The sequence below is a fragment of the Streptomyces griseoflavus genome (assembly GCF_014649995.1).
Lineage (GTDB): Bacteria > Actinomycetota > Actinomycetes > Streptomycetales > Streptomycetaceae > Streptomyces > Streptomyces griseoflavus.
The window spans coordinates 221,130-242,836 of record NZ_BMUC01000008.1; the positions used below are offsets into that span (position 1 = coordinate 221,130).

Annotated in this window: 15 protein-coding genes; 11 read left to right on the top strand and 4 right to left on the bottom strand. The window is 68.8% G+C overall.

What is annotated here, in order from left to right; genetic code table 11:
• The first annotated feature begins 22 nt into the window (after positions 1-22).
• The 8 genes from rplL to tuf all read left to right on the top strand — a co-directional run bounded on the left by rplL (position 23) and on the right by tuf (position 13,889).
• Positions 23-403, top strand: coding sequence for a 50S ribosomal protein L7/L12 (gene rplL, locus IE172_RS18610; RefSeq protein WP_190098363.1), 381 nt, complete (start codon positions 23-25; stop codon positions 401-403).
• 599 nt (positions 404-1,002) lie between these two features.
• The gene (rpoB, locus tag IE172_RS18615) at positions 1,003-4,488 is read left to right on the top strand and encodes a DNA-directed RNA polymerase subunit beta (protein WP_190098364.1); all 3,486 of its coding nucleotides are present in this window, start codon (positions 1,003-1,005) and stop codon (positions 4,486-4,488) included.
• 95 nt (positions 4,489-4,583) lie between these two features.
• Positions 4,584-8,507, top strand: a complete 3,924-nt coding sequence (locus tag IE172_RS18620; protein ID WP_190098365.1) for a DNA-directed RNA polymerase subunit beta' — start codon at positions 4,584-4,586, stop codon at positions 8,505-8,507.
• Between the two features lie 161 nt (positions 8,508-8,668).
• Positions 8,669-9,199: a DUF1707 and DUF4190 domain-containing protein gene (locus IE172_RS18625; protein ID WP_190098366.1), complete on the top strand. Its 531-nt coding sequence runs from the start codon at positions 8,669-8,671 to the stop codon at positions 9,197-9,199.
• A 315-nt stretch (positions 9,200-9,514) separates the two neighbouring features.
• On the top strand, positions 9,515-9,886 hold the full coding sequence (rpsL, locus tag IE172_RS18630; RefSeq protein WP_003948652.1) for a 30S ribosomal protein S12: 372 nt from the start codon (positions 9,515-9,517) through the stop codon (positions 9,884-9,886).
• A 2-nt stretch (positions 9,887-9,888) separates the two neighbouring features.
• On the top strand, positions 9,889-10,359 hold the full coding sequence (gene rpsG / locus IE172_RS18635; RefSeq protein WP_003992340.1) for a 30S ribosomal protein S7: 471 nt from the start codon (positions 9,889-9,891) through the stop codon (positions 10,357-10,359).
• 39 nt (positions 10,360-10,398) lie between these two features.
• Positions 10,399-12,525: an elongation factor G gene (fusA, locus tag IE172_RS18640; protein ID WP_190098367.1), complete on the top strand. Its 2,127-nt coding sequence runs from the start codon at positions 10,399-10,401 to the stop codon at positions 12,523-12,525.
• Between the two features lie 170 nt (positions 12,526-12,695).
• Positions 12,696-13,889, top strand: coding sequence for an elongation factor Tu (gene tuf, locus IE172_RS18645; protein WP_190098368.1), 1,194 nt, complete (start codon positions 12,696-12,698; stop codon positions 13,887-13,889).
• A gap of 328 nt (positions 13,890-14,217) precedes the next feature.
• On the opposite strand, the gene IE172_RS18650 is transcribed toward tuf, so the two are convergent.
• The 3 genes from IE172_RS18650 to IE172_RS18660 form a co-directional block, all read right to left on the bottom strand.
• Positions 14,218-15,576 (bottom strand): alpha-lytic protease prodomain-containing protein, encoded by a 1,359-nt coding sequence (locus IE172_RS18650; RefSeq protein WP_190098369.1) that lies wholly within the window; start codon positions 15,574-15,576, stop codon positions 14,218-14,220.
• A gap of 91 nt (positions 15,577-15,667) precedes the next feature.
• Positions 15,668-16,615 carry a LysR family transcriptional regulator gene (locus IE172_RS18655; protein WP_190098370.1) on the bottom strand — a complete coding sequence of 316 codons (948 nt, stop codon included), beginning with the start codon at positions 16,613-16,615 and terminating at the stop codon, positions 15,668-15,670.
• Positions 16,616-16,686: 71 nt separating this feature from the next.
• A complete protein-coding gene (locus tag IE172_RS18660) occupies positions 16,687-17,289 on the bottom strand; it encodes a TetR/AcrR family transcriptional regulator (protein WP_190098371.1) in 603 nt (200 codons plus the stop codon).
• Positions 17,290-17,454: 165 nt separating this feature from the next.
• Here IE172_RS18660 and IE172_RS18665 point away from each other — a divergent pair, with 165 nt between their 5' ends.
• The 3 genes from IE172_RS18665 to IE172_RS18675 all read left to right on the top strand — a co-directional run bounded on the left by IE172_RS18665 (position 17,455) and on the right by IE172_RS18675 (position 20,738).
• Positions 17,455-18,477, top strand: a complete 1,023-nt coding sequence (locus IE172_RS18665; protein WP_190098372.1) for an aldo/keto reductase — start codon at positions 17,455-17,457, stop codon at positions 18,475-18,477.
• Between the two features lie 21 nt (positions 18,478-18,498).
• On the top strand, positions 18,499-19,374 hold the full coding sequence (locus IE172_RS18670) for an LLM class flavin-dependent oxidoreductase (protein WP_190098373.1): 876 nt from the start codon (positions 18,499-18,501) through the stop codon (positions 19,372-19,374).
• 176 nt (positions 19,375-19,550) lie between these two features.
• Complete coding sequence (locus tag IE172_RS18675) at positions 19,551-20,738, top strand: endo-1,4-beta-xylanase (protein ID WP_190098374.1); 1,188 nt, start codon at positions 19,551-19,553, stop codon at positions 20,736-20,738.
• A gap of 59 nt (positions 20,739-20,797) precedes the next feature.
• On the opposite strand, the gene IE172_RS18680 is transcribed toward IE172_RS18675, so the two are convergent.
• Entirely contained in the window at positions 20,798-21,550 is a 753-nt protein-coding gene (locus tag IE172_RS18680; protein WP_431994121.1) for an SAM-dependent methyltransferase, read from the bottom strand.
• Between the last annotated feature and the right edge of the window lie 157 nt (positions 21,551-21,707).

Consider the following 21,707-nt stretch of genomic DNA (forward strand, 5'->3'; position numbering starts at 1 on the left):
AATTAGTGGAAGGACCGCCATCATGGCGAAGCTCAGCCAGGAAGACCTGCTCGCCCAGTTCGAGGAGATGACCCTCATCGAGCTCTCCGAGTTCGTGAAGGCCTTCGAGGAGAAGTTCGACGTCACCGCCGCCGCGGCCGTCGCCGCCGCCCCGGCCGCCGCTGCCGCCCCGGCCGAGGCCGAGGCCGAGAAGGACGAGTTCGACGTCATCCTCACCGGCGCCGGCGAGAAGAAGATCCAGGTCATCAAGGTCGTGCGTGAGCTGACCTCGCTGGGTCTGAAGGAGGCCAAGGACCTCGTCGACGGCACCCCGAAGCCGGTCCTGGAGAAGGTCAACAAGGAGCAGGCCGAGAAGGCCGCCGAGTCCCTCAAGGGCGCCGGCGCCTCCGTCGAGGTCAAGTAAGACCTCGCGGATCCCACGGGATCCGCAGCGCGTCCCACGGGGCGTGTAACGCTCAAGCACCGAAGAGCGATCATCCATCCGGGTGGTCGCTCTTCGGCGTACGGGGGGTCCGGCGACGGCTGCCTTGCCCCCGGGACGGCGGGAGGTATGGTGATCTTCGTTGTGCCTCCGAGGGGCGCGAAGAATCACCTCGTGGCAGGCGGCTCGGGCAAGGGGGGCCTTGACGAACCGCACGCAGCGCGCAATTCTCAGGACGCGTCGTCACAACGATCCGAATCCGAGGCATGGATCGACGGCAAAGAGGGCAGTATCACGGTGCGTTGAGGGCAGCGCCTTGTCGCAGGAGTTGATGACAACGAGGGCCACCACCCGGTCTCGTACACCGCACTGGACATCAGTGTGCCAAGTGGCTACACTGACCCTTTGCGCTGCCTGTTAGCTGTCCCCTGCCCGTCACCAGGGGCATGCCCTCACTCGAGCACCGATGACCAGATGATCTCTGACCTGGGCTTTTGGGCCCCATCAGACGAATCTGTCACCGCGCACAGTGGGGGGCCGGTACGCGCGTAGTGAGTCCGAGCCCTCGGAAGGACCCCCTCTTGGCCGCCTCGCGCAACGCCTCGACCGCGAATACGAACAACGGCGCCAGCACCGCCCCGCTGCGCATCTCCTTTGCAAAGATCAAGGAGCCTCTCGAGGTTCCGAACCTGCTCGCGCTGCAGACCGAGAGCTTCGACTGGCTGCTCGGCAACACCGCCTGGCAGAGTCGGGTCGAGGAGGCTCTCGAGAACGGGCAGGACGTCCCCACCAAGTCCGGTCTGGAGGAGATCTTCGAGGAGATCTCGCCGATCGAGGACTTCTCCGGGTCGATGTCGCTGACCTTCCGCGACCACCGCTTCGAGCCGCCGAAGAACTCCATCGACGAGTGCAAGGAGCGCGACTTCACGTACGCCGCCCCGCTCTTCGTCACCGCCGAGTTCACCAACAACGAGACCGGCGAGATCAAGTCCCAGACCGTCTTCATGGGCGACTTCCCGCTCATGACGAACAAGGGCACCTTCGTCATCAACGGCACCGAGCGTGTCGTGGTGTCCCAGCTGGTCCGCTCGCCGGGCGTTTACTTCGACTCCTCCATCGACAAGACGTCCGACAAGGACATCTTCTCCGCCAAGATCATCCCCTCCCGGGGTGCCTGGCTGGAGATGGAGATCGACAAGCGCGACATGGTCGGTGTGCGCATCGACCGCAAGCGCAAGCAGTCCGTCACCGTCCTCCTGAAGGCGCTCGGCTGGACCACCGAGCAGATCCTCGAGGAGTTCGGCGAGTACGAGTCCATGCGCGCCACCCTGGAGAAGGACCACACCCAGGGCCAGGACGACGCGCTGCTCGACATCTACCGCAAGCTGCGCCCGGGCGAGCCCCCCACGCGTGAGGCCGCGCAGACGCTGCTCGAGAACCTCTACTTCAACCCCAAGCGCTACGACCTGGCCAAGGTCGGCCGCTACAAGGTCAACAAGAAGCTCGGCGGGGACGAGCCGCTGGACGCCGGCGTGCTCACCACCGACGACGTCATCGCCACCATCAAGTACCTGGTGAAGCTGCACGCCGGTGAGACCGAGACGGTCGGCGAGTCCGGGCGTTCGATCATCGTCGAGACCGACGACATCGACCACTTCGGCAACCGCCGCATCCGCAACGTCGGCGAGCTGATCCAGAACCAGGTCCGCACGGGTCTCGCCCGTATGGAGCGCGTCGTGCGCGAGCGCATGACCACCCAGGACGTCGAGGCGATCACGCCGCAGACCCTGATCAACATCCGGCCGGTCGTCGCCTCCATCAAGGAGTTCTTCGGCACCAGCCAGCTGTCCCAGTTCATGGACCAGAACAACCCGCTGTCGGGCCTGACGCACAAGCGTCGTCTCAACGCGCTCGGCCCGGGTGGTCTCTCCCGTGAGCGGGCCGGCTTCGAGGTCCGTGACGTGCACCCCTCGCACTACGGCCGCATGTGCCCGATCGAGACGCCCGAAGGCCCGAACATCGGTCTGATCGGCTCGCTCGCCTCCTACGGGCGGATCAACCCCTTCGGTTTCATCGAGACGCCGTACCGCAAGGTCGTCGACGGCCAGGTCACCGACGAGGTGGACTACCTGACCGCCGACGAGGAGGACCGCTTCGTCATCGCGCAGGCCAACGCGCCGCTCAGTGACGAGATGCGCTTCGTCGAGAACCGCATCCTGGTCCGCCGCCGCGGCGGCGAGGTCGACTACGTCCCCGGTGACGAGGTCGACTACATGGACGTCTCGCCGCGCCAGATGGTGTCGGTCGCGACCGCCATGATCCCGTTCCTCGAGCACGACGACGCCAACCGTGCCCTCATGGGCGCGAACATGATGCGTCAGGCCGTGCCGCTCATCAAGAGCGAGTCCCCGCTCGTCGGCACCGGCATGGAGTACCGCTCCGCCGTCGACGCCGGCGACGTGGTCAAGGCCGAGAAGGCGGGTGTGGTCCAGGAGGTCTCCGCGGACTACATCACCACCGCCAACGACGACGGCACGTACATCACGTACCGCCTCGCCAAGTTCTCCCGGTCCAACCAGGGAACCTCGGTCAACCAGAAGGTCATCGTCGCCGAGGGCGACCGGATCATCGAGGGCCAGGTCCTCGCCGACGGTCCGGCCACCGAGAACGGCGAGATGGCGCTCGGCAAGAACCTGCTGGTCGCGTTCATGCCGTGGGAGGGTCACAACTACGAGGACGCGATCATCCTGTCGCAGCGCCTCGTGCAGGACGACGTCCTCTCCTCGATCCACATCGAGGAGCACGAGGTCGACGCCCGTGACACCAAGCTCGGCCCCGAGGAGATCACCCGGGACATCCCGAACGTCTCCGAGGAGGTCCTCGCCGACCTCGACGAGCGCGGCATCATCCGCATCGGTGCCGAGGTCATCGCCGGTGACATCCTCGTCGGCAAGGTCACGCCCAAGGGTGAGACCGAGCTGACCCCCGAGGAGCGCCTGCTCCGCGCGATCTTCGGCGAGAAGGCCCGTGAGGTCCGTGACACCTCGCTGAAGGTGCCGCACGGCGAGACCGGCAAGGTCATCGGCGTGCGCGTCTTCGACCGCGAGGAGGGCGACGAGCTTCCCCCCGGTGTCAACCAGCTGGTGCGCGTCTACGTCGCGCAGAAGCGCAAGATCACCGACGGTGACAAGCTCGCCGGCCGTCACGGCAACAAGGGCGTCATCTCCAAGATCCTGCCCATCGAGGACATGCCGTTCCTCGAGGACGGGACCCCGGTCGACATCATCCTCAACCCGCTGGGTGTGCCGTCCCGAATGAACCCGGGACAGGTCCTGGAGATCCACCTCGGCTGGCTCGCCAGCCGCGGCTGGGACGTCTCCGGTCTCGCGGAGGAGTGGGCCGAGCGCCTCCAGGCCATCGGCGCCGACAAGGTCGAGCCCGGCACCAACGTCGCCACCCCGGTGTTCGACGGTGCGCGCGAGGACGAGCTCGCGGGCCTGCTCCAGCACACCATCCCGAACCGCGACGGCGAGCGCATGGTGCTCCCGTCCGGCAAGGCGCGGCTGTTCGACGGCCGCTCGGGCGAGCCGTTCCCGGACCCGATCTCCGTCGGCTACATGTACATCCTCAAGCTGCACCACCTGGTCGACGACAAGCTGCACGCCCGTTCGACCGGCCCGTACAGCATGATCACCCAGCAGCCGCTGGGTGGTAAGGCTCAGTTCGGTGGCCAGCGGTTCGGCGAGATGGAGGTGTGGGCACTCGAGGCGTACGGCGCCGCCTACGCGCTCCAGGAGCTGCTGACCATCAAGTCCGACGACGTCACCGGCCGCGTGAAGGTCTACGAGGCCATCGTCAAGGGCGAGAACATCCCCGAGCCCGGCATCCCCGAGTCCTTCAAGGTGCTCATCAAGGAGATGCAGTCCCTGTGCCTCAACGTGGAGGTGCTGTCCAGCGACGGCATGTCCATCGAGATGCGCGACACCGACGAGGACGTCTTCCGCGCTGCGGAGGAGCTCGGCATCGACCTGTCCCGGCGCGAGCCGAGCAGCGTCGAAGAGGTCTGACGGGTGTCGGGCGGCCCGGTGAACCCCGGGCCGCCCGCCCCAGGACCCCCGTTTCAGACCCCAAGACTTACAACCCTGAGAGGGATTGACGCATAGTGCTCGACGTCAACTTCTTCGACGAGCTCCGGATCGGTCTGGCCACCGCTGACGACATCCGTCAGTGGAGCCACGGCGAGGTCAAGAAGCCCGAGACCATCAACTACCGCACCCTCAAGCCCGAGAAGGACGGACTCTTCTGCGAGAAGATCTTCGGTCCGACCCGGGACTGGGAGTGCTACTGCGGCAAGTACAAGCGCGTCCGCTTCAAGGGCATCATCTGTGAGCGTTGTGGCGTCGAGGTCACGCGCGCCAAGGTGCGCCGTGAGCGGATGGGCCACATCGAGCTCGCCGCCCCCGTCACGCACATCTGGTACTTCAAGGGCGTCCCGAGCCGGCTGGGCTACCTGCTCGACCTGGCTCCCAAGGACCTCGAGAAGGTCATCTACTTCGCCGCGTACATGATCACGTACGTCGACGAGGAGCGCCGCACCCGCGACCTGCCCTCGCTGGAGGCGCACGTCTCCGTCGAGCGCCAGCAGGTGGAGAACCGCCGCGACGCCGACCTCGAGGCCCGCGCCAAGAAGCTCGAGACCGACCTCGCCGAGCTCGAGGCCGAGGGCGCCAAGGCCGACGTGCGCCGCAAGGTGCGCGAGGGCGCCGAGCGCGAGATGAAGCAGCTGCGCGACCGCGCGCAGCGCGAGATCGACCGCCTCGACGAGGTGTGGAGCCGGTTCAAGAACCTCAAGGTCCAGGACCTCGAGGGCGACGAGCTGCTCTACCGCGAGCTGCGTGACCGCTTCGGCACGTACTTCGACGGTTCGATGGGTGCCGCGGCGCTGCAGAAGCGCCTGGAGTCCTTCGACCTCGACGAGGAGGCCGAGCGTCTCCGCGAGATCATCCGCACCGGCAAGGGCCAGAAGAAGACCCGTGCGCTCAAGCGCCTCAAGGTCGTCTCCGCGTTCCTGCAGACCAGCAACAGCCCCAAGGGCATGGTGCTCGACTGCGTGCCGGTCATCCCGCCGGACCTGCGTCCGATGGTGCAGCTGGACGGTGGCCGCTTCGCGACCTCCGACCTGAACGACCTGTACCGCCGTGTCATCAACCGCAACAACCGCCTGAAGCGGCTTCTCGACCTCGGCGCGCCCGAGATCATCGTGAACAACGAGAAGCGCATGCTCCAGGAGGCCGTCGACGCGCTCTTCGACAACGGCCGCCGCGGCCGCCCGGTGACGGGCCCCGGCAACCGTCCGCTGAAGTCGCTGTCCGACATGCTCAAGGGCAAGCAGGGCCGCTTCCGTCAGAACCTGCTCGGCAAGCGCGTGGACTACTCCGCGCGTTCCGTGATCGTCGTCGGCCCGCAGCTCAAGCTGCACCAGTGCGGTCTGCCGAAGGCGATGGCGCTGGAGCTGTTCAAGCCGTTCGTGATGAAGCGCCTGGTCGACCTGAACCACGCGCAGAACATCAAGTCGGCCAAGCGCATGGTCGAGCGCGGCCGCACCGTGGTGTACGACGTCCTCGAAGAGGTCATCGCCGAGCACCCGGTGCTGCTGAACCGTGCGCCCACGCTGCACCGCCTCGGCATCCAGGCCTTCGAGCCGCAGCTGGTCGAGGGCAAGGCCATCCAGATCCACCCGCTCGTCTGCACCGCGTTCAACGCGGACTTCGACGGTGACCAGATGGCCGTGCACCTGCCGCTGTCCGCGGAGGCGCAGGCCGAGGCCCGCATCCTGATGCTGTCCTCGAACAACATCCTCAAGCCGGCCGACGGCCGCCCGGTGACGATGCCGACCCAGGACATGGTCCTCGGTCTGTTCTTCCTCACCACCGACGGCGAGATGCGCGACCTCAAGGGCGAGGGCCGTTCCTTCGCCTCGGTCGCCGAGGCGATCATGGCCTTCGACGCGGGCGAGCTGTCGCTCCAGTCGAGGATCGACGTCCGCTTCCCGGTCGGCACCATCCCGCCGCGCGGCTGGACCCCGCCGACGCGCGAGGAGGGCGCTGCGTCCGACAGCGGCTCCGCCGCGGGCGAGTGGCAGCAGGGTGACCCCTTCCGGCTGAACACCACCCTGGGCCGCGCGCTCTTCAACGAGCTGCTGCCCGAGGACTACCCGTTCGTCGACTACGAGGTCGGCAAGAAGCAGCTCTCGGAGATCGTCAACGACCTCGCCGAGCGCTACCCGAAGGTCATCGTGGCGGCGACGCTCGACAACCTGAAGGCGTCCGGCTTCTACTGGGCCACCCGCTCCGGCGTCACCGTCGCCATCTCCGACGTCGTCGTTCCCGAGGCGAAGAAGGAGATCGTCCGCGGCTACGAGGCGCAGGACGAGAAGGTCCAGAAGCAGTACGAGCGCGGTCTGATCACCAAGGACGAGCGCACGCAGGAGCTCATCGCGATCTGGACCAAGGCGACCAACGAGGTCGCCGAGGCGATGAACGACAACTTCCCGAAGACCAACCCGATCTTCATGATGGTGAACTCGGGTGCACGAGGCAACATGATGCAGATGCGTCAGATCGCCGGTATGCGTGGTCTGGTGTCGAACGCGAAGAACGAGACGATCCCGCGTCCGATCAAGGCGTCGTTCCGTGAGGGCCTGTCCGTGCTGGAGTACTTCATCTCCACGCACGGTGCCCGTAAGGGTCTGGCGGACACCGCTCTGCGTACCGCCGACTCGGGTTACCTCACCCGTCGTCTGGTCGACGTGTCCCAGGACGTCATCATCCGCGAGGAGGACTGCGGCACCGACCGCGGTCTGCGCCTCAAGATCGCCAGCCGGGACGAGACGGGCGTGCTCCGCAAGGAGGGCGACGTCGAGACCTCGGTGTACGCGCGCTGCCTCGCCGAGGACATCGTCGTCGACGGTCAGGTGCTGGCCCCGGCCGGTACCGACCTGGGCGACGTCCTCATCGAGGAGCTCGTCTCCCGCGGCGTCGAGGAGGTCAAGACCCGCTCGGTCCTGACCTGCGAGTCCGCCGTCGGCACCTGCGCGATGTGCTACGGCCGTTCGCTGGCCACCGGCAAGCTGGTCGACATCGGTGAGGCGGTCGGCATCATCGCCGCCCAGTCCATCGGTGAGCCCGGCACCCAGCTGACGATGCGTACCTTCCACACCGGTGGTGTGGCCGGTGACGACATCACCCAGGGTCTGCCCCGAGTCGTCGAGCTCTTCGAGGCCCGTACGCCGAAGGGTGTCGCCCCGATCTCCGAGGCCTCCGGCCGCGTGCGGATCGAGGAGACCGAGAAGACCAAGAAGCTCGTCGTCACCCCGGACGACGGCAGCGACGAGACGGCGTTCCCGATCTCCAAGCGTGCCAAGGTCCTGGTCGGCGAGGGCGACCACGTCGAGGTGGGCCAGCAGCTCACCGTGGGTGCCACCAACCCGCACGACGTGCTGCGCATCCTGGGTCAGCGTGCCGTCCAGGTCCACCTGGTCGGCGAGGTCCAGAAGGTCTACAACTCGCAGGGCGTGTCGATCCACGACAAGCACATCGAGATCATCATCCGGCAGATGCTGCGCCGCGTGACGATCATCGAGTCCGGCGACGCCGAGCTGCTGCCCGGCGAGCTGGTCGAGCGTTCGAAGTTCGAGACCGAGAACCGTCGTGTGGTCCAGGAGGGCGGTCACCCGGCCTCCGGTCGTCCGCAGCTGATGGGTATCACCAAGGCCTCGCTGGCGACGGAGTCCTGGCTGTCGGCCGCCTCCTTCCAGGAGACGACCCGGGTGCTGACGGACGCGGCGATCAACGCCAAGTCCGACAGCCTCATCGGCCTCAAGGAGAACGTCATCATCGGTAAGCTCATCCCGGCCGGTACGGGTCTGTCCCGCTACCGCAACATCCGGGTCGAGCCGACCGAGGAGGCCAAGGCCGCGATGTACTCGGCCGTCGGCTACGACGACATCGACTACTCGCCGTTCGGCACGGGCTCCGGCCAGGCCGTTCCGCTGGAGGACTACGACTACGGTCCGTACAACCAGTAAGCGGGCAGCTTGATCCGAGGGGCGGTCACTCCGTACGGGGTGGCCGCCCCTCGGCGTTGTGGTGAGGCGGTGAGCGGTCCGGTGGAACCAAACTCCCGGTACGGTGCGTTCCAGTGGGTGTAAGACTGATCAGGGAAGTGGTCCGGCCCCGGGAGGCAGCCGTGTCGTACCCGACTCCGTGGCAGGGCAACCCGCTGCAGGGGCCCGGCGCCCCGTCGATGCTGGCCTCCCACGCCGATCGTGAGCGTGCGGTGGACGTCCTGCGGGCCGGGTACGGCGAGGGCAGGCTGGACCACCCCGAGTTCGAGAAGCGGGTCGCCCGGGCCTACTCGGCCCGCACGGTGGCGGAGCTGTCGCTGCTGGTCGCCGATCTGCCCCAGGGCCCGATGCCGCAGCCGGTGGCGGCCGCCGGGCCGGTGCCGGCGACCTTCCTGCCCCGGCCGGTGCCGAGAACCAACGGCAAGGCGGTCGCCTCGATGGTCTGCGGCATCCTGTCCGTGGCCACCGGCGGCCTCACCGGGCTCCCGGCCGTGATCCTCGGGCACATGGCGCAGTCGGAGATACGCCGCACCGGCGAGGCCGGTGACGGCTTCGTCCTGACCGGCCTGGTCCTCGGCTGGCTGTCGATCGCCGGGTGGGTCATCTTCCTCAGCTTCTTCGTCCTGCTGGCCGCGCTGGTGGGCGGCTCCTGACCCCGCCCGTGGAGGGCGCTCCGGGCGGTTCCGGGAGCCGGCGGAGCGAAGGGGGAGAAGTCCGGCGTGTCGGGCCGCACTCCATTTGTTTTGACCGGAGTCCGTGAGGTAGGTACGCTCAGACCTTGTGCCTGGGGTGTGCCCTGGCCTTCGTGCGTGCCATCACACCGCACCGGAGGTCTGCAACGGCCACCGTGATTCAGCGCCTTCTTCTGCCTCGCGGTGGGAGTCCGCAGGATTCGACACACCCGACCGCGTGGGTCGGTGACGTTCCAGGTTAGCTTCACCAATCGGCACACAGAAACCGGAGAAGTAGTGCCTACGATCCAGCAGCTGGTCCGCAAGGGCCGGCAGGACAAGGTCGAAAAGAACAAGACGCCCGCACTCGAGGGTTCCCCTCAGCGCCGTGGCGTCTGCACGCGTGTCTTCACGACCACCCCGAAGAAGCCGAACTCGGCCCTGCGTAAGGTCGCGCGTGTGCGTCTGACCAGCGGCATCGAGGTCACGGCCTACATTCCGGGTGAGGGACACAACCTGCAGGAGCACTCCATCGTGCTCGTGCGCGGCGGCCGTGTGAAGGACCTGCCGGGTGTTCGCTACAAGATCATCCGCGGTTCGCTCGACACCCAGGGTGTCAAGAACCGCAAGCAGGCTCGCAGCCGTTACGGCGCCAAGAAGGAGAAGTAAGAATGCCTCGTAAGGGCCCCGCCCCGAAGCGCCCGGTCATCATCGACCCGGTCTACGGTTCTCCTCTGGTGACCTCCCTGATCAACAAGGTGCTGCTCAACGGCAAGCGTTCCACCGCCGAGCGCATCGTCTACGGCGCCATGGAAGGCCTGCGTGAGAAGACGGGCAACGACCCGATCATCACGCTGAAGCGCGCGCTGGAGAACATCAAGCCGACCCTCGAGGTCAAGTCCCGCCGTGTCGGTGGCGCCACCTACCAGGTTCCGATCGAGGTCAAGCCCGGTCGTGCCAACACCCTGGCGCTGCGCTGGCTGGTCGGTTACTCCCGCGCCCGTCGCGAGAAGACCATGACCGAGCGTCTGCTCAACGAGCTTCTCGACGCCTCCAACGGCCTCGGCGCCGCTGTGAAGAAGCGCGAGGACACGCACAAGATGGCCGAGTCCAACAAGGCCTTCGCGCACTACCGCTGGTAGTCGCTACCCACATCGAGACCGAGAGAAGACTGAAGCCTTATGGCTACCACTTCACTTGACCTGGCCAAGGTCCGCAACATCGGGATCATGGCCCACATCGACGCGGGCAAGACGACCACCACCGAGCGGATCCTGTTCTACACGGGCGTCTCCTACAAGATCGGTGAGACGCACGAGGGCTCCGCGACCATGGACTGGATGGAGCAGGAGCAGGAGCGTGGTATCACCATCACCTCCGCTGCGACCACCTGTCACTGGCCGCTCGAGGACAACGACTACACGATCAACATCATCGACACCCCGGGGCACGTCGACTTCACCGTAGAGGTGGAGCGTTCGCTGCGCGTCCTGGACGGTGCCGTGACGGTGTTCGACGGCGTCGCCGGTGTCGAGCCGCAGTCCGAGACGGTGTGGCGTCAGGCGGACCGCTACGGCGTTCCGCGTATCTGCTTCGTGAACAAGCTCGACCGCACCGGTGCGGACTTCCTCCGCTGCGTCGGCATGATCTCCGACCGCCTGGGCGCGCAGCCGCTGGTCATGCAGCTGCCGATCGGCGCGGAGGCCGACTTCAAGGGCGTCATCGACCTCGTGACGATGAAGGCTCTGGTCTGGTCCGCCGAGGCGACCAAGGGCGAGATGTACGACACCGTCGACATCCCCGCGGAACTCGCCGAGCTCGCCGACGAGTACCGCGGCAAGCTGCTCGAGGCCGTCGCGGAGAACGACGAGGAGCTGATGGAGCTGTACCTGGAGGGCACCGAGCCCTCCGTGGAGCAGCTCTACGCGGCCGTCCGTCGCATCACCATCGCCTCCGGCAAGGCCGACGCGACCACCGTCACCCCCGTGTTCTGCGGCACCGCGTTCAAGAACAAGGGCGTTCAGCCCCTGCTCGACGCGGTCGTGCGCTACCTGCCGACCCCGCTCGACGTCGAGGCCATCGAGGGCCACGACCCGAAGGACGCGGAGAAGGTCGTCGCGCGCAAGCCGTCGGAGGACGAGCCGCTCGCCGCGCTCGCCTTCAAGATCATGAGCGACCCGCACCTCGGCAAGCTCACCTTCGTCCGGGTCTACTCGGGCCGCCTGGAGTCCGGCACCGCGGTGCTGAACTCCGTGAAGGGCAAGAAGGAGCGCATCGGCAAGATCTACCGCATGCACGCCAACAAGCGTGAGGAGATCGAGTCGGTGGGCGCCGGCGACATCGTCGCCGTCATGGGTCTGAAGCAGACCACCACCGGTGAGACGCTGTCCGACGACAAGAGCCCGGTCATCCTGGAGTCCATGGACTTCCCGGCGCCGGTCATCCAGGTCGCCATCGAGCCCAAGTCGAAGGGCGACCAGGAGAAGCTCGGCGTCGCGATCCAGCGCCTGGCAGAGGAGGACCCGTCCTTCCAGGTCCACTCGGACGAGGAGACCGGCCAGACCATCATCGGTGGTATGGGCGAGCTGCACCTCGAGGTGCTGGTCGACCGTATGCGCCGTGAGTTCAAGGTCGAGGCCAACGTCGGCAAGCCCCAGGTCGCCTACCGTGAGACGATTCGCAAGACCGTCGAGCGCGTGGACTACACCCACAAGAAGCAGACCGGTGGTACCGGTCAGTTCGCCAAGGTGCAGATCGCGATCGAGCCGATCGAGGGCGGCGACGCCTCGTACGAGTTCGTGAACAAGGTGACCGGTGGCCGCATCCCGAAGGAGTACATCCCTTCGGTCGACGCCGGTGCTCAGGAGGCCATGCAGTTCGGCATCCTGGCCGGCTACGAGATGACGGGCGTCCGCGTCACGCTCATCGACGGTGGCTACCACGAGGTCGACTCCTCCGAGCTCGCGTTCAAGATCGCCGGTTCGCAGGCCTTCAAGGAGGCCGCGCGGAAGGCTTCGCCCGTGCTCCTCGAGCCGATGATGGCCGTCGAGGTCACCACGCCCGAGGACTACATGGGTGAGGTCATCGGCGACATCAACTCCCGCCGTGGCCAGATCCAGGCCATGGAGGAGCGGGCCGGTGCCCGCGTCGTGAAGGGTCTCGTGCCCCTCTCGGAGATGTTCGGTTACGTCGGCGACCTGCGCAGCAAGACGTCCGGCCGTGCCAGCTACTCCATGCAGTTCGACTCCTACGCCGAGGTTCCGCGGAACGTCGCCGAGGAGATCATCGCGAAGGCCAAGGGCGAGTAAGGGACTCCGTTTAACGGACCCCCCTTCCACGCTTTAGGCTTGACCCCGGAGCCTGCAAGTGGGCATTCCGCCGCCACCCTGGTGGAATGCCCCGGGCCCGGGTTTCCCAGCAAAGATCACCTGGCGCCGATGAAGTAAGGCGTACAGAACCACTCCACAGGAGGACCCCAGTGGCGAAGGCGAAGTTCGAGCGGACTAAGCCGCACGTCAACATCGGCACCATCGGTCACATCGACCACGGTAAGACGACCCTCACGGCCGCCATTACCAAGGTGCTGCACGACGCGTACCCGGACCTGAACGAGGCCTCGGCCTTCGACCAGATCGACAAGGCTCCCGAAGAGCGCCAGCGCGGTATCACGATCTCGATCTCGCACGTCGAGTACCAGACCGAGTCGCGTCACTACGCCCACGTCGACTGCCCCGGTCACGCGGACTACATCAAGAACATGATCACGGGTGCGGCGCAGATGGACGGCGCCATCCTCGTGGTCGCCGCCACCGACGGCCCGATGCCGCAGACCAAGGAGCACGTGCTCCTGGCCCGCCAGGTCGGCGTTCCGTACATCGTCGTCGCCCTGAACAAGGCCGACATGGTGGACGACGAGGAGATCCTGGAGCTCGTCGAGCTCGAGGTCCGTGAGCTCCTCTCCGAGTACGAGTTCCCGGGCGACGACGTTCCGGTCGTCAAGGTCTCGGCGCTCAAGGCCCTCGAGGGTGACAAGGAGTGGGGTGAGTCCGTCCTCAACCTGATGAAGGCCGTGGACGAGGCCATCCCGTCGCCCGAGCGTGACGTCGACAAGCCGTTCCTGATGCCGATCGAGGACGTCTTCACGATCACCGGTCGTGGCACCGTCGTCACCGGTCGTATCGAGCGCGGCATCCTCAAGGTCAACGAGACCGTCGACATCATCGGCATCAAGACCGAGAAGACCACCACCACGGTCACCGGTATCGAGATGTTCCGGAAGCTGCTCGACGAGGGCCAGGCCGGTGAGAACGTCGGTCTGCTGCTCCGCGGCATCAAGCGCGAGGACGTCGAGCGCGGCCAGGTCATCATCAAGCCGGGCTCGGTCACCCCGCACACCGAGTTCGAGGCCCAGGCCTACATCCTGTCGAAGGACGAGGGTGGTCGTCACACCCCGTTCTTCAACAACTACCGCCCGCAGTTCTACTTCCGTACGACGGACGTGACCGGCGTCGTGACCCTCCCCGAGGGCACCGAGATGGTCATGCCGGGTGACAACACCGAGATGAAGGTGGAGCTCATCCAGCCCGTCGCCATGGAGGAGGGCCTGAAGTTCGCCATCCGTGAGGGTGGCCGGACCGTGGGCGCCGGCCAGGTCACCAAGATCAACAAGTGAGCTTGCTGATCTGACCTGGTAGCTCCTGCTGCGAGCACCTGAGAGGGCCCGCACGACTTCGGTCGTGCGGGCCCTTTCGCTGTGCCGGCCGGCGTCAACTTCGGCGGCGTTGCGTTCACTCGATGGCGCGAAGAGTCGGGCAAGTGCGGGTGGCACATGTCGAGCCGGCCCTGGCTTCGCCTTGCTCGGTCACCGGGGTGTCGAGGTCGGCGAGGGGGACCGGGAGCGGATCGTCGGCTGTGGGGATCCGGATGGGGTGCCGAAGCGGCCCCGGGCGGGCGCCGTGAAGGCGAGCCCGGGGCCGCTCGGGTCCCCCTGGGTGGGATGGTCAGGTGCGCTGCCACAGGGCCGGGACGTTCGGGGGTTCCCAGCCGGGCTGGGCCTGGTGGGTCTGGAGGCAGCGGTAGGTGGCGCCGCCGTAGGTGGCCGTGTCGCCGGCCTGGTAGACGGTGCCCGTGGACCAGGTGCCGCCGGGCTCCTCACCGGGCGGGTCGTCGTCGCCGGCCGTCTTCAGGGTGAGGCCGTAGTTCTGGAGCAGCGGGTTGATCGGCTGGTGGAAGGTGGTGCCGCCGCTGCCGCAGTTGCCGGAGCCGCCCGAGGTGACGCCCTGCGCCTGGCTGCCGGAGATGTACGAGCCGCCCGAGTCACCGGGTTCGGCGCACACCGTGGTCCGGGTGACGCCGGTGATGGTGCCCTCGGGATAGGTCACGCTGGAGTTGTGCTGCTCGATCCTGCCGCAGTGCCAGCCGGTGGTGGAGCCGGAGCGGCAGATCGAGGCGCCGACCGCGGCCTGCGCGGACCCGGTGACCTGGACGTTCTGGCCGCCGGCGCCCTTCACGTACGGCGTGGCGGTCCACTGGGCGTTGGTGGCCACCCACGCCATGTCCCGGCCGGGGAAGACCGAGCCCTGGAAGGTGCCCTGGGCGCCCCGGTTGTGGCCGCTGGTGCTGTTGCCGGTCCGTCCGCAGTGGCCTGCCGTGGCGTAGCCCTGCTGGGTTCCCTTGGTGACGGGGAAGCCGATGGAGCAGCGGCCGCTGTTGTTGATGTAGTACGCCTCGCCGCCGCGCAGGTCGTACAGCGGGCGGGGCCGGTCGGCGGACTTCTCGACGCGGGCCAGGGAGGCGTCGACGCCGGCCGCCGCCAGCAGGGCGTGGGCCGCGGCGGGGCGTACCGCCCGGACGACGACCTGGTTGGTGCGGACGTCCACGTACCAGACGGGGGCGTCGACGCTGTCGTGGTGCCGTGCCGCCCGGTCGACGCGGGCCTTGGCCGCGTCCAGCTCGGCCAGGGTGTGGCGCACGACGGCGGCCCGGGCGCCCTGCGCCTCGACGGTCCGTACGTCGGTGGTGTCCGTCGTGGCCACGGTCAGGGTGCCGGACTCGGGGCCGTGGACCCAGGCGCCCGCGAAGTCGGCGCCCAGCGCCGCGCGGAGTCGGCCGGCCGTCGCTCCGGCCTCGGCCTCGTTGGCCAGGCGGCGTTGCGCCTGCGCGCGGTCCAGGCCGAGGTCGCGCTCCATGGCGCTGAGGAGGGCGGGCGGGGCGGCGTCCGTGTGCAGGGTCCGGGCGGCGGAGGGGGCGGCGGGTCCCGCGCTCGCGGAGCCGCTGACCCCGGCCCCGAGCAGCGCGGCCGTGGCCGCGACGGCGGCACCCACGGCTCTGGTACGTCGGGAAAGGCGTCGGTGGGGCATGGGGCGTCTCCTCGGTTCGGTGGGGAGGTGCCGAAACCGTAGGGAGCGCCGCCCGGGGGCCGTAAGCCGTCGTCCGGCCCCCTCCCCGGCGTTATGGAACGGCCTGGGCGGCGCGCCAGCGCGTGTAGCCGTCGCTGCGTGCCGCCACGTCGGCGTGGGCCAGCCGGGCCTGCTGGAGCACGGTGACCGCGGTCTCCGCCCGTTGCGTCCGGCGGTGCCAGCCGAGCAGGTGCCGCCAGGTCAGCGGGGTCCCGGTGAGCGGCCGGGTGACGATCCCCGGTGTGTCCGGGAAGGTGGCCCGGCACAGCCCGACCGCCCGGCCGACCTGCACCAGGTGGACCAGGGAGGAGGTGTCCGTCTCGTACATGCGGTGCGGGGTGAAGCCGGCGCGGGCGCAGGCCGCGGTGAAGCAGTCGCCGAAGCAGCCGTCGCCCGGGACGCAGGCCCACTGCTCGCCGGCGCAGGCGCCCAGGTCCACCTCGCCGGGCCGGGCGAGCGCGTGCCCCTCCGGCATCATGACGAACACCGGGTCGGTCGCCACCTCCTGCCAGACCAGGCCCTCCGCCCCGGGCGGCGCGGCCGAACCGCAGGTCCCCGTGAGGGCGAAGTCCAGCCGGCCCTCGGTCAGCAGGGTGGCCAGTTCCCGCTCGGACCAGGAGGCGCAGGTCGTCACCCGGGCGTCGGGGGTCACCTCGGCCAGCCGGTCCACCACCGCCCCGAGCAGGGGGCCGTGGGTGCCGCCGAGCCGGAAGCACGCCGTCGCGCGGGGCGTCCGGGCGAAGCGGGCCGCCTCCTGTTGCAGCTCGGTCACCGCCGGCAGCACGATCCGGCTGCGTTCCAGCACGAGTTCACCCAGCGCGGTGGCCCGCACGCCGTGCCGTCCACGCTCGAACAGGGCGCCGCCCAGGGCGCGTTCGATCCGCTTGAGCTGGGCGCTCAGCGCGGGCTGGGCGAGCCCCAGGTCGGTCGCCGCCCGGGTGAGACTGCCCGCGTCCGCGATCGCGCGGATCGCCCTCAGATGCCGCAACTCCAGCTCCATGAGGGGAGCTTGCGGGGTGGGAGGGGCGGGGGCAAGGGGTTGGTACGGACCTGGTGCGCGGGGCGGGTCCGTCAGTGTGGCCGGTGCAGGCCGTCGACGAGGACGTGGGTGAGACGGCGGGCGTCGTAGTCCGGGTCGCTCTCGGCGCCGATGCAGAGGTTGCCCACGCCGCGCATCAGGGTGAGGGCGTCGATGTCGGCGCGGATCTCCCCGGCGGTGACCGCGGCGTCGAGGAGCTCGGCGCAGACCGGGACGAGCCGGTCGAGGAAGTAGTCGTGCAGGGCGGTGAAACCCGCCTGGTCGGAGCGCAGGACGGCGGCGAGGCCGTGCTTGGTGACCAGGAAGTCGACGAAGAGGTCGATCCACTGCCGTAGGGCGGCGTGCGGGGTCGGGGCGGCGGCCAGCAGGGCGGGGCCGGCCTCGGCGCAGGCGTCGACCTGGTGCCGGTAGACGCCGATGATCAGGTCCGCCCGGGTCGGGAAGTGGCGGTAGAGGGTGCCGAGGCCGACGCCGGCCCGGGTGGCGATGTCGCGCACCGGGGCGTCGACGCCCGAGGTGACGAAGACCGCGGCGGCCGCTTCGAGCAGCGACTCCTTGTTGCGCCGGGCGTCCTTGCGCCGTGACGGGGCGGCGGAGCCGCTGTCCGTGCCGCCGGCCTGGTCGCTCTGGTCCACCTCGTCCGTTCCCTCCGCCGCGGGCGTGCTCCCGCATGGTCTCACGCATGTCCTCGCCGGTTCGGGGGCGCTCGCCCTTGCCAAAGCGGAACAGTGTTCCGTATCGTCAAACGTACCGGAACGACGTTCCGTTTCGGTTCGCTTCCCTCGTGAGGAGACACGGCCATGCAGTACCGCACCCTGGGCCGGACCGGCGTACAGGTCAGCACGCTCGCGCTCGGCGCGATGAACTTCGGTGCCATCGGACGCACCACCCAGGACGAGGCCACCGCCCTCGTCGACGCGGCCCTGGAGGCCGGCGTCAACCTCATCGACACCGCCGACCGGTACAGCGGCGGCGAGTCGGAGGAGATGGTCGGCAAGGCCATCGCGGGCCGCCGCGAGGACATCGTGCTGGCCACGAAGGCGACGATGCCGATGGGGGAGGAGCGCAACCACAAGGGCGGCTCGCGCCGCTGGCTCGTCACCGCGCTGGAGGACAGCCTGCGCCGGCTCGGCGTGGACCACGTCGACCTCTACCAGATGCACCGCTGGGACCCGGAGACCGGCGACGAGGAGACCCTCTCGGCGCTGACCGACCTGCAGCGCGCGGGCAAGATCCGCTACTTCGGCTCCTCCACCTTCCCCGCGTACCGGATCGTGCAGGCACAGTGGGCCGCACGCGACCTGCGCCTCGGCCGGTACGTCACCGAGCAGCCCAGCTACTCGATCCTGCAACGCGGGATCGAGGCCCACGTCCTGCCCGTCACCGAGGAGTACGGGCTCGGCGTGCTGGCCTGGAGCCCGCTGGCCTCGGGCTGGCTGTCGGGCGCGGTCCGCGCCGGCCGGGACATCGCCACCAGCCGCTCCAAGGTCCTGCCGGACCGCTTCGACCTCTCCCTCCCGGCGAACCGTGCCCGGCTCGACGCCGTCGAGCGGCTGGCCGCGGTCGCCGACGGGGCCGGACTGACCATGATCCAGCTGGCGCTGGGCTTCGTGACCGCGCATCCCGCCGTGACCAGCGCGCTCATCGGGCCGCGCACGCAGGACCATCTGCGGACGCAGCTCGCCGCCGCCGACACCGTGCTCTCCGCCGACGTGCTCGACGCGATCGACGAGATCGTCGCTCCGGGTGTCGACCTGGCCCCGCACGAGAAGTTCGACACGCCGCCCGCGCTGCTCGACGCGTCACTGCGCCGTCGCCGCTGACCGCCCGGAGGCCGCCCGCCCATGTGCCCCGCACCCCGGCCCCGTTTCGGGATCATGACCGCGCCGACGCAGGTCGGCTACGACGACATCCTGCGTGTCTGGCGCGAGGCCGACACCGTCCCGGAGATCGAGCACGCCTGGCTCTTCGACCACCTCATGCCCATCCACGGCGACCCGTGGGGCCCGGCCTTCGAGGGCTGGACCCTGCTCTCCGCCCTCGCGGCGCGCACCCGGCGGCTGCGGCTGGGTGTGATGGTCACCAGCAACCGGTTCCGGCCGCCCGCGCTGCTCGCCAAGATCGCCACCACCGTCGACGTCGTCTCCGGCGGACGGCTCGACTTCGGCATCGGCGTCGGCTCCCGCCCGGACCCGCCCGCGGCCCGGCGCGAGTACCCGGCGCACGGCCTGCCCTTCCAGCCCCCCGCGCAGGCCGTGGAGAGCCTCGCCGAGGCCTGCGCGCTGATCCGGCGGCTGTGGACCGAGGAGGAGCCCTTCGACTTCCACGGCACCCACCACCACCTCACCGGGGCGTTCGGCAACCCCAAGCCCGTGCAGCGTCCCCACCCGCCGATCCTCATCGGCGGACGCTCCTCGGCGACGCTCCGGGTGGTCGCGGAACACGCGGACCTCTGGAACATCCCCGGCGGCGACAGGGACGACGTGGCCCGCCGCGGCGCCCTGCTGGACCGCTACTGCGCGGAGATCGGCCGCGATCCCGAATCGATCGTCCGCTCGATCCACCTGCCCGTCGACACCGGCCGGCCCGGTGTCACGCGGGAGGCGATCGGCGAGGCGCTCGACGCCGGTTTCCGGCACGTCGTCCTCGGCCTGCCGGCGCCGTACCCCGAGGGCGTCGCACGGTGGGCCGCCGCCGAACTGATCCGCCCTTCGGTCTAAGCGCCGCCGGGAGGGCCCGGCGGCGGCCGAGGGGGAGCCGGCCGCCGCCGGGAACGTCCGACCCGTGCACGGGTATTGACGGGCCGCCCGGCCGAACCGTAGCGTCCGCCCATCCCTAATGTTTCGAGATAGTGTTCGAAACATTCGAGACCGACGATGGGAATGAGACTCCCCGCATGAGATCCATTCGTTTCGCCACGGTGGCCCTCGCCACCGCCGCCCTGACGCTGCCCCTCGTGACGGGCTCGGCCGCCGCCGGCCCATCGGCCGACCGGAAGGGCGCGCCGCACTCCCACGCCCAGCACGACCGGCTGCGCGAGGCCGCCCCCGACGGCTTCGTCGTGGGCTCCGCCGTCGCCGGCGGCGGCCACCACCTGGAGCAGGACTACCCGGACCCCTTCACGTACGACAAGGAGTACCGGAAGGTCCTGGGCCGCCAGTTCAGTTCGGTCTCCCCCGAGAACCAGATGAAGTGGGACCACATCCACCCCGAGCGGGACCGCTACGACTTCCGGCAGGCCGACGCGATCGTCGACTTCGCCCGGCACAACAAGCAGGTCGTACGCGGGCACACCCTGCTGTGGCACAGCCAGAACCCCGCGTGGCTGGAGCAGGGCGACTTCTCCAAGGCGGAGCTGCGCGCCATCCTGCGCGAACACATCACCACCGTCGTCGGCCGCTACGCCGGAAAGATCCAGCAGTGGGACGTCGCGAACGAGATCTTCGACGACCAGGGCAACCTGCGCACCCAGGACAACATCTGGATCCGCGAACTGGGGCCGGGCGTCGTCGCCGACGCGTTCCGCTGGGCCCACAAGGCCGACCCGAAGGCGAAGCTCTTCTTCAACGACTACAACGTCGAGGGGGTCAACGCCAAGAGCGACGCCTACTACACCCTCGTCCAGGACCTGCTCCGGCAGGGCGTCCCCGTCGACGGCTTCTCCGTACAGGGTCACCTGAGCACGCGCTACGGCTTCCCGGGTGACCTGGAGGACAACCTGAGCCGGTTCGACGCGCTCGGCCTGGAGACCGCCGTCACCGAACTCGACGTGCGCATGGACCTGCCGGAGAGCGGCGAGCCCACCGCGGAGCAGAAGCGCAAGCAGGCCGACTACTACCAGCGGACGCTCCAGGCGTGCCTGGCCGTCGACGGCTGCAACTCGTTCACCATCTGGGGCTTCACCGACAAGTACTCGTGGGTCCCGGTGTTCTTCGAGGGCGAGGGCTACGCCACCGTCATGACCGACACGTACGAGCGCAAGCCCGCCTTCCACGCCCTGCGGGACACGCTGAGGGAAGCGGCGCGGGAGGACGACTGCAAGAAGCGCGGGAAGCACCACGGGCACGGGCACGGGAAGGGCTGAGCAGGCAGGACGGGGCCGCCCCTGAGGGGGGTGGCCCCGTCGGCTCACTCCGCACGCGCTCAGGCCTTGCGGGCCACCGCCACATAGGCGCCGCTGAGGACGCCCTCCTGGCCCGGCACCGGTTCACCCAGCTCGGGATGCCACGCCTCCGCGGCCACCATCCCGGGGTCGACGACCTCGAGACCCTCGAAGAACCGGGCGAACCGCTCCCGGCTGCGCATGTCCATGGTGAGCCCGCCCGCCCGGTAGAGGTCGACGACCTTCCTGGACGCCTCCTCCGGGTGGAAGTCGGGCGTGAGGTGCGACATGACCAGGTAACTGCCCGGCGCCAGTTCCTCCTTGAGCCGCTCCACCAGCTCGTACGCCCCGTCCTCGTCGCTGATGAAGTGCAGCAGCGCGATCAGCGACAGCGCGACGGGCCGCTCGAAGTCGAGCGTCTTGCGGGCCTGCTCGATGATGGCGGCGGTGTCGCGGGCGTCCGCCTGCACATAGTCGACCACCCCTTCGGGGGTCCCCCGCAGCAGCGCCTCGGCGTGCACGAGGACGATCGGATCGTTGTCGCAGTACACGACCCGGGCATCAGGGGTGACGCCCTGCGCCACCTGGTGCAGGTTCGGCTCCGTCGGGATGCCCGTCCCGATGTCCAGGAACTGGCGCACTCCCTGGCCCGCGACCCAGCGGGTGGCCCGGTGCATGAAGGCCCGGTTCATCCGCGCCATGACCGGAATGACCGGCGCGAACCCCACGAGCTGCCGGCCCAGCTCCTCGTCCACCGGATAGTTGTCCTTGCCGCCGAGGAACCAGTCGTACATCCGCGCGGGATGCGGCTTGCTGGTGTCGATCCGCAGGGGACTGGCGTCCCCGGCGGCGTTCTGCTGTTCCACCCTGAATCCCCTTGTCACACACGGGCGTTGGCCGGCGAAGGTGCCGTGGGACGCCACGATATCCAGGCCCCAGGGAGTACCACGC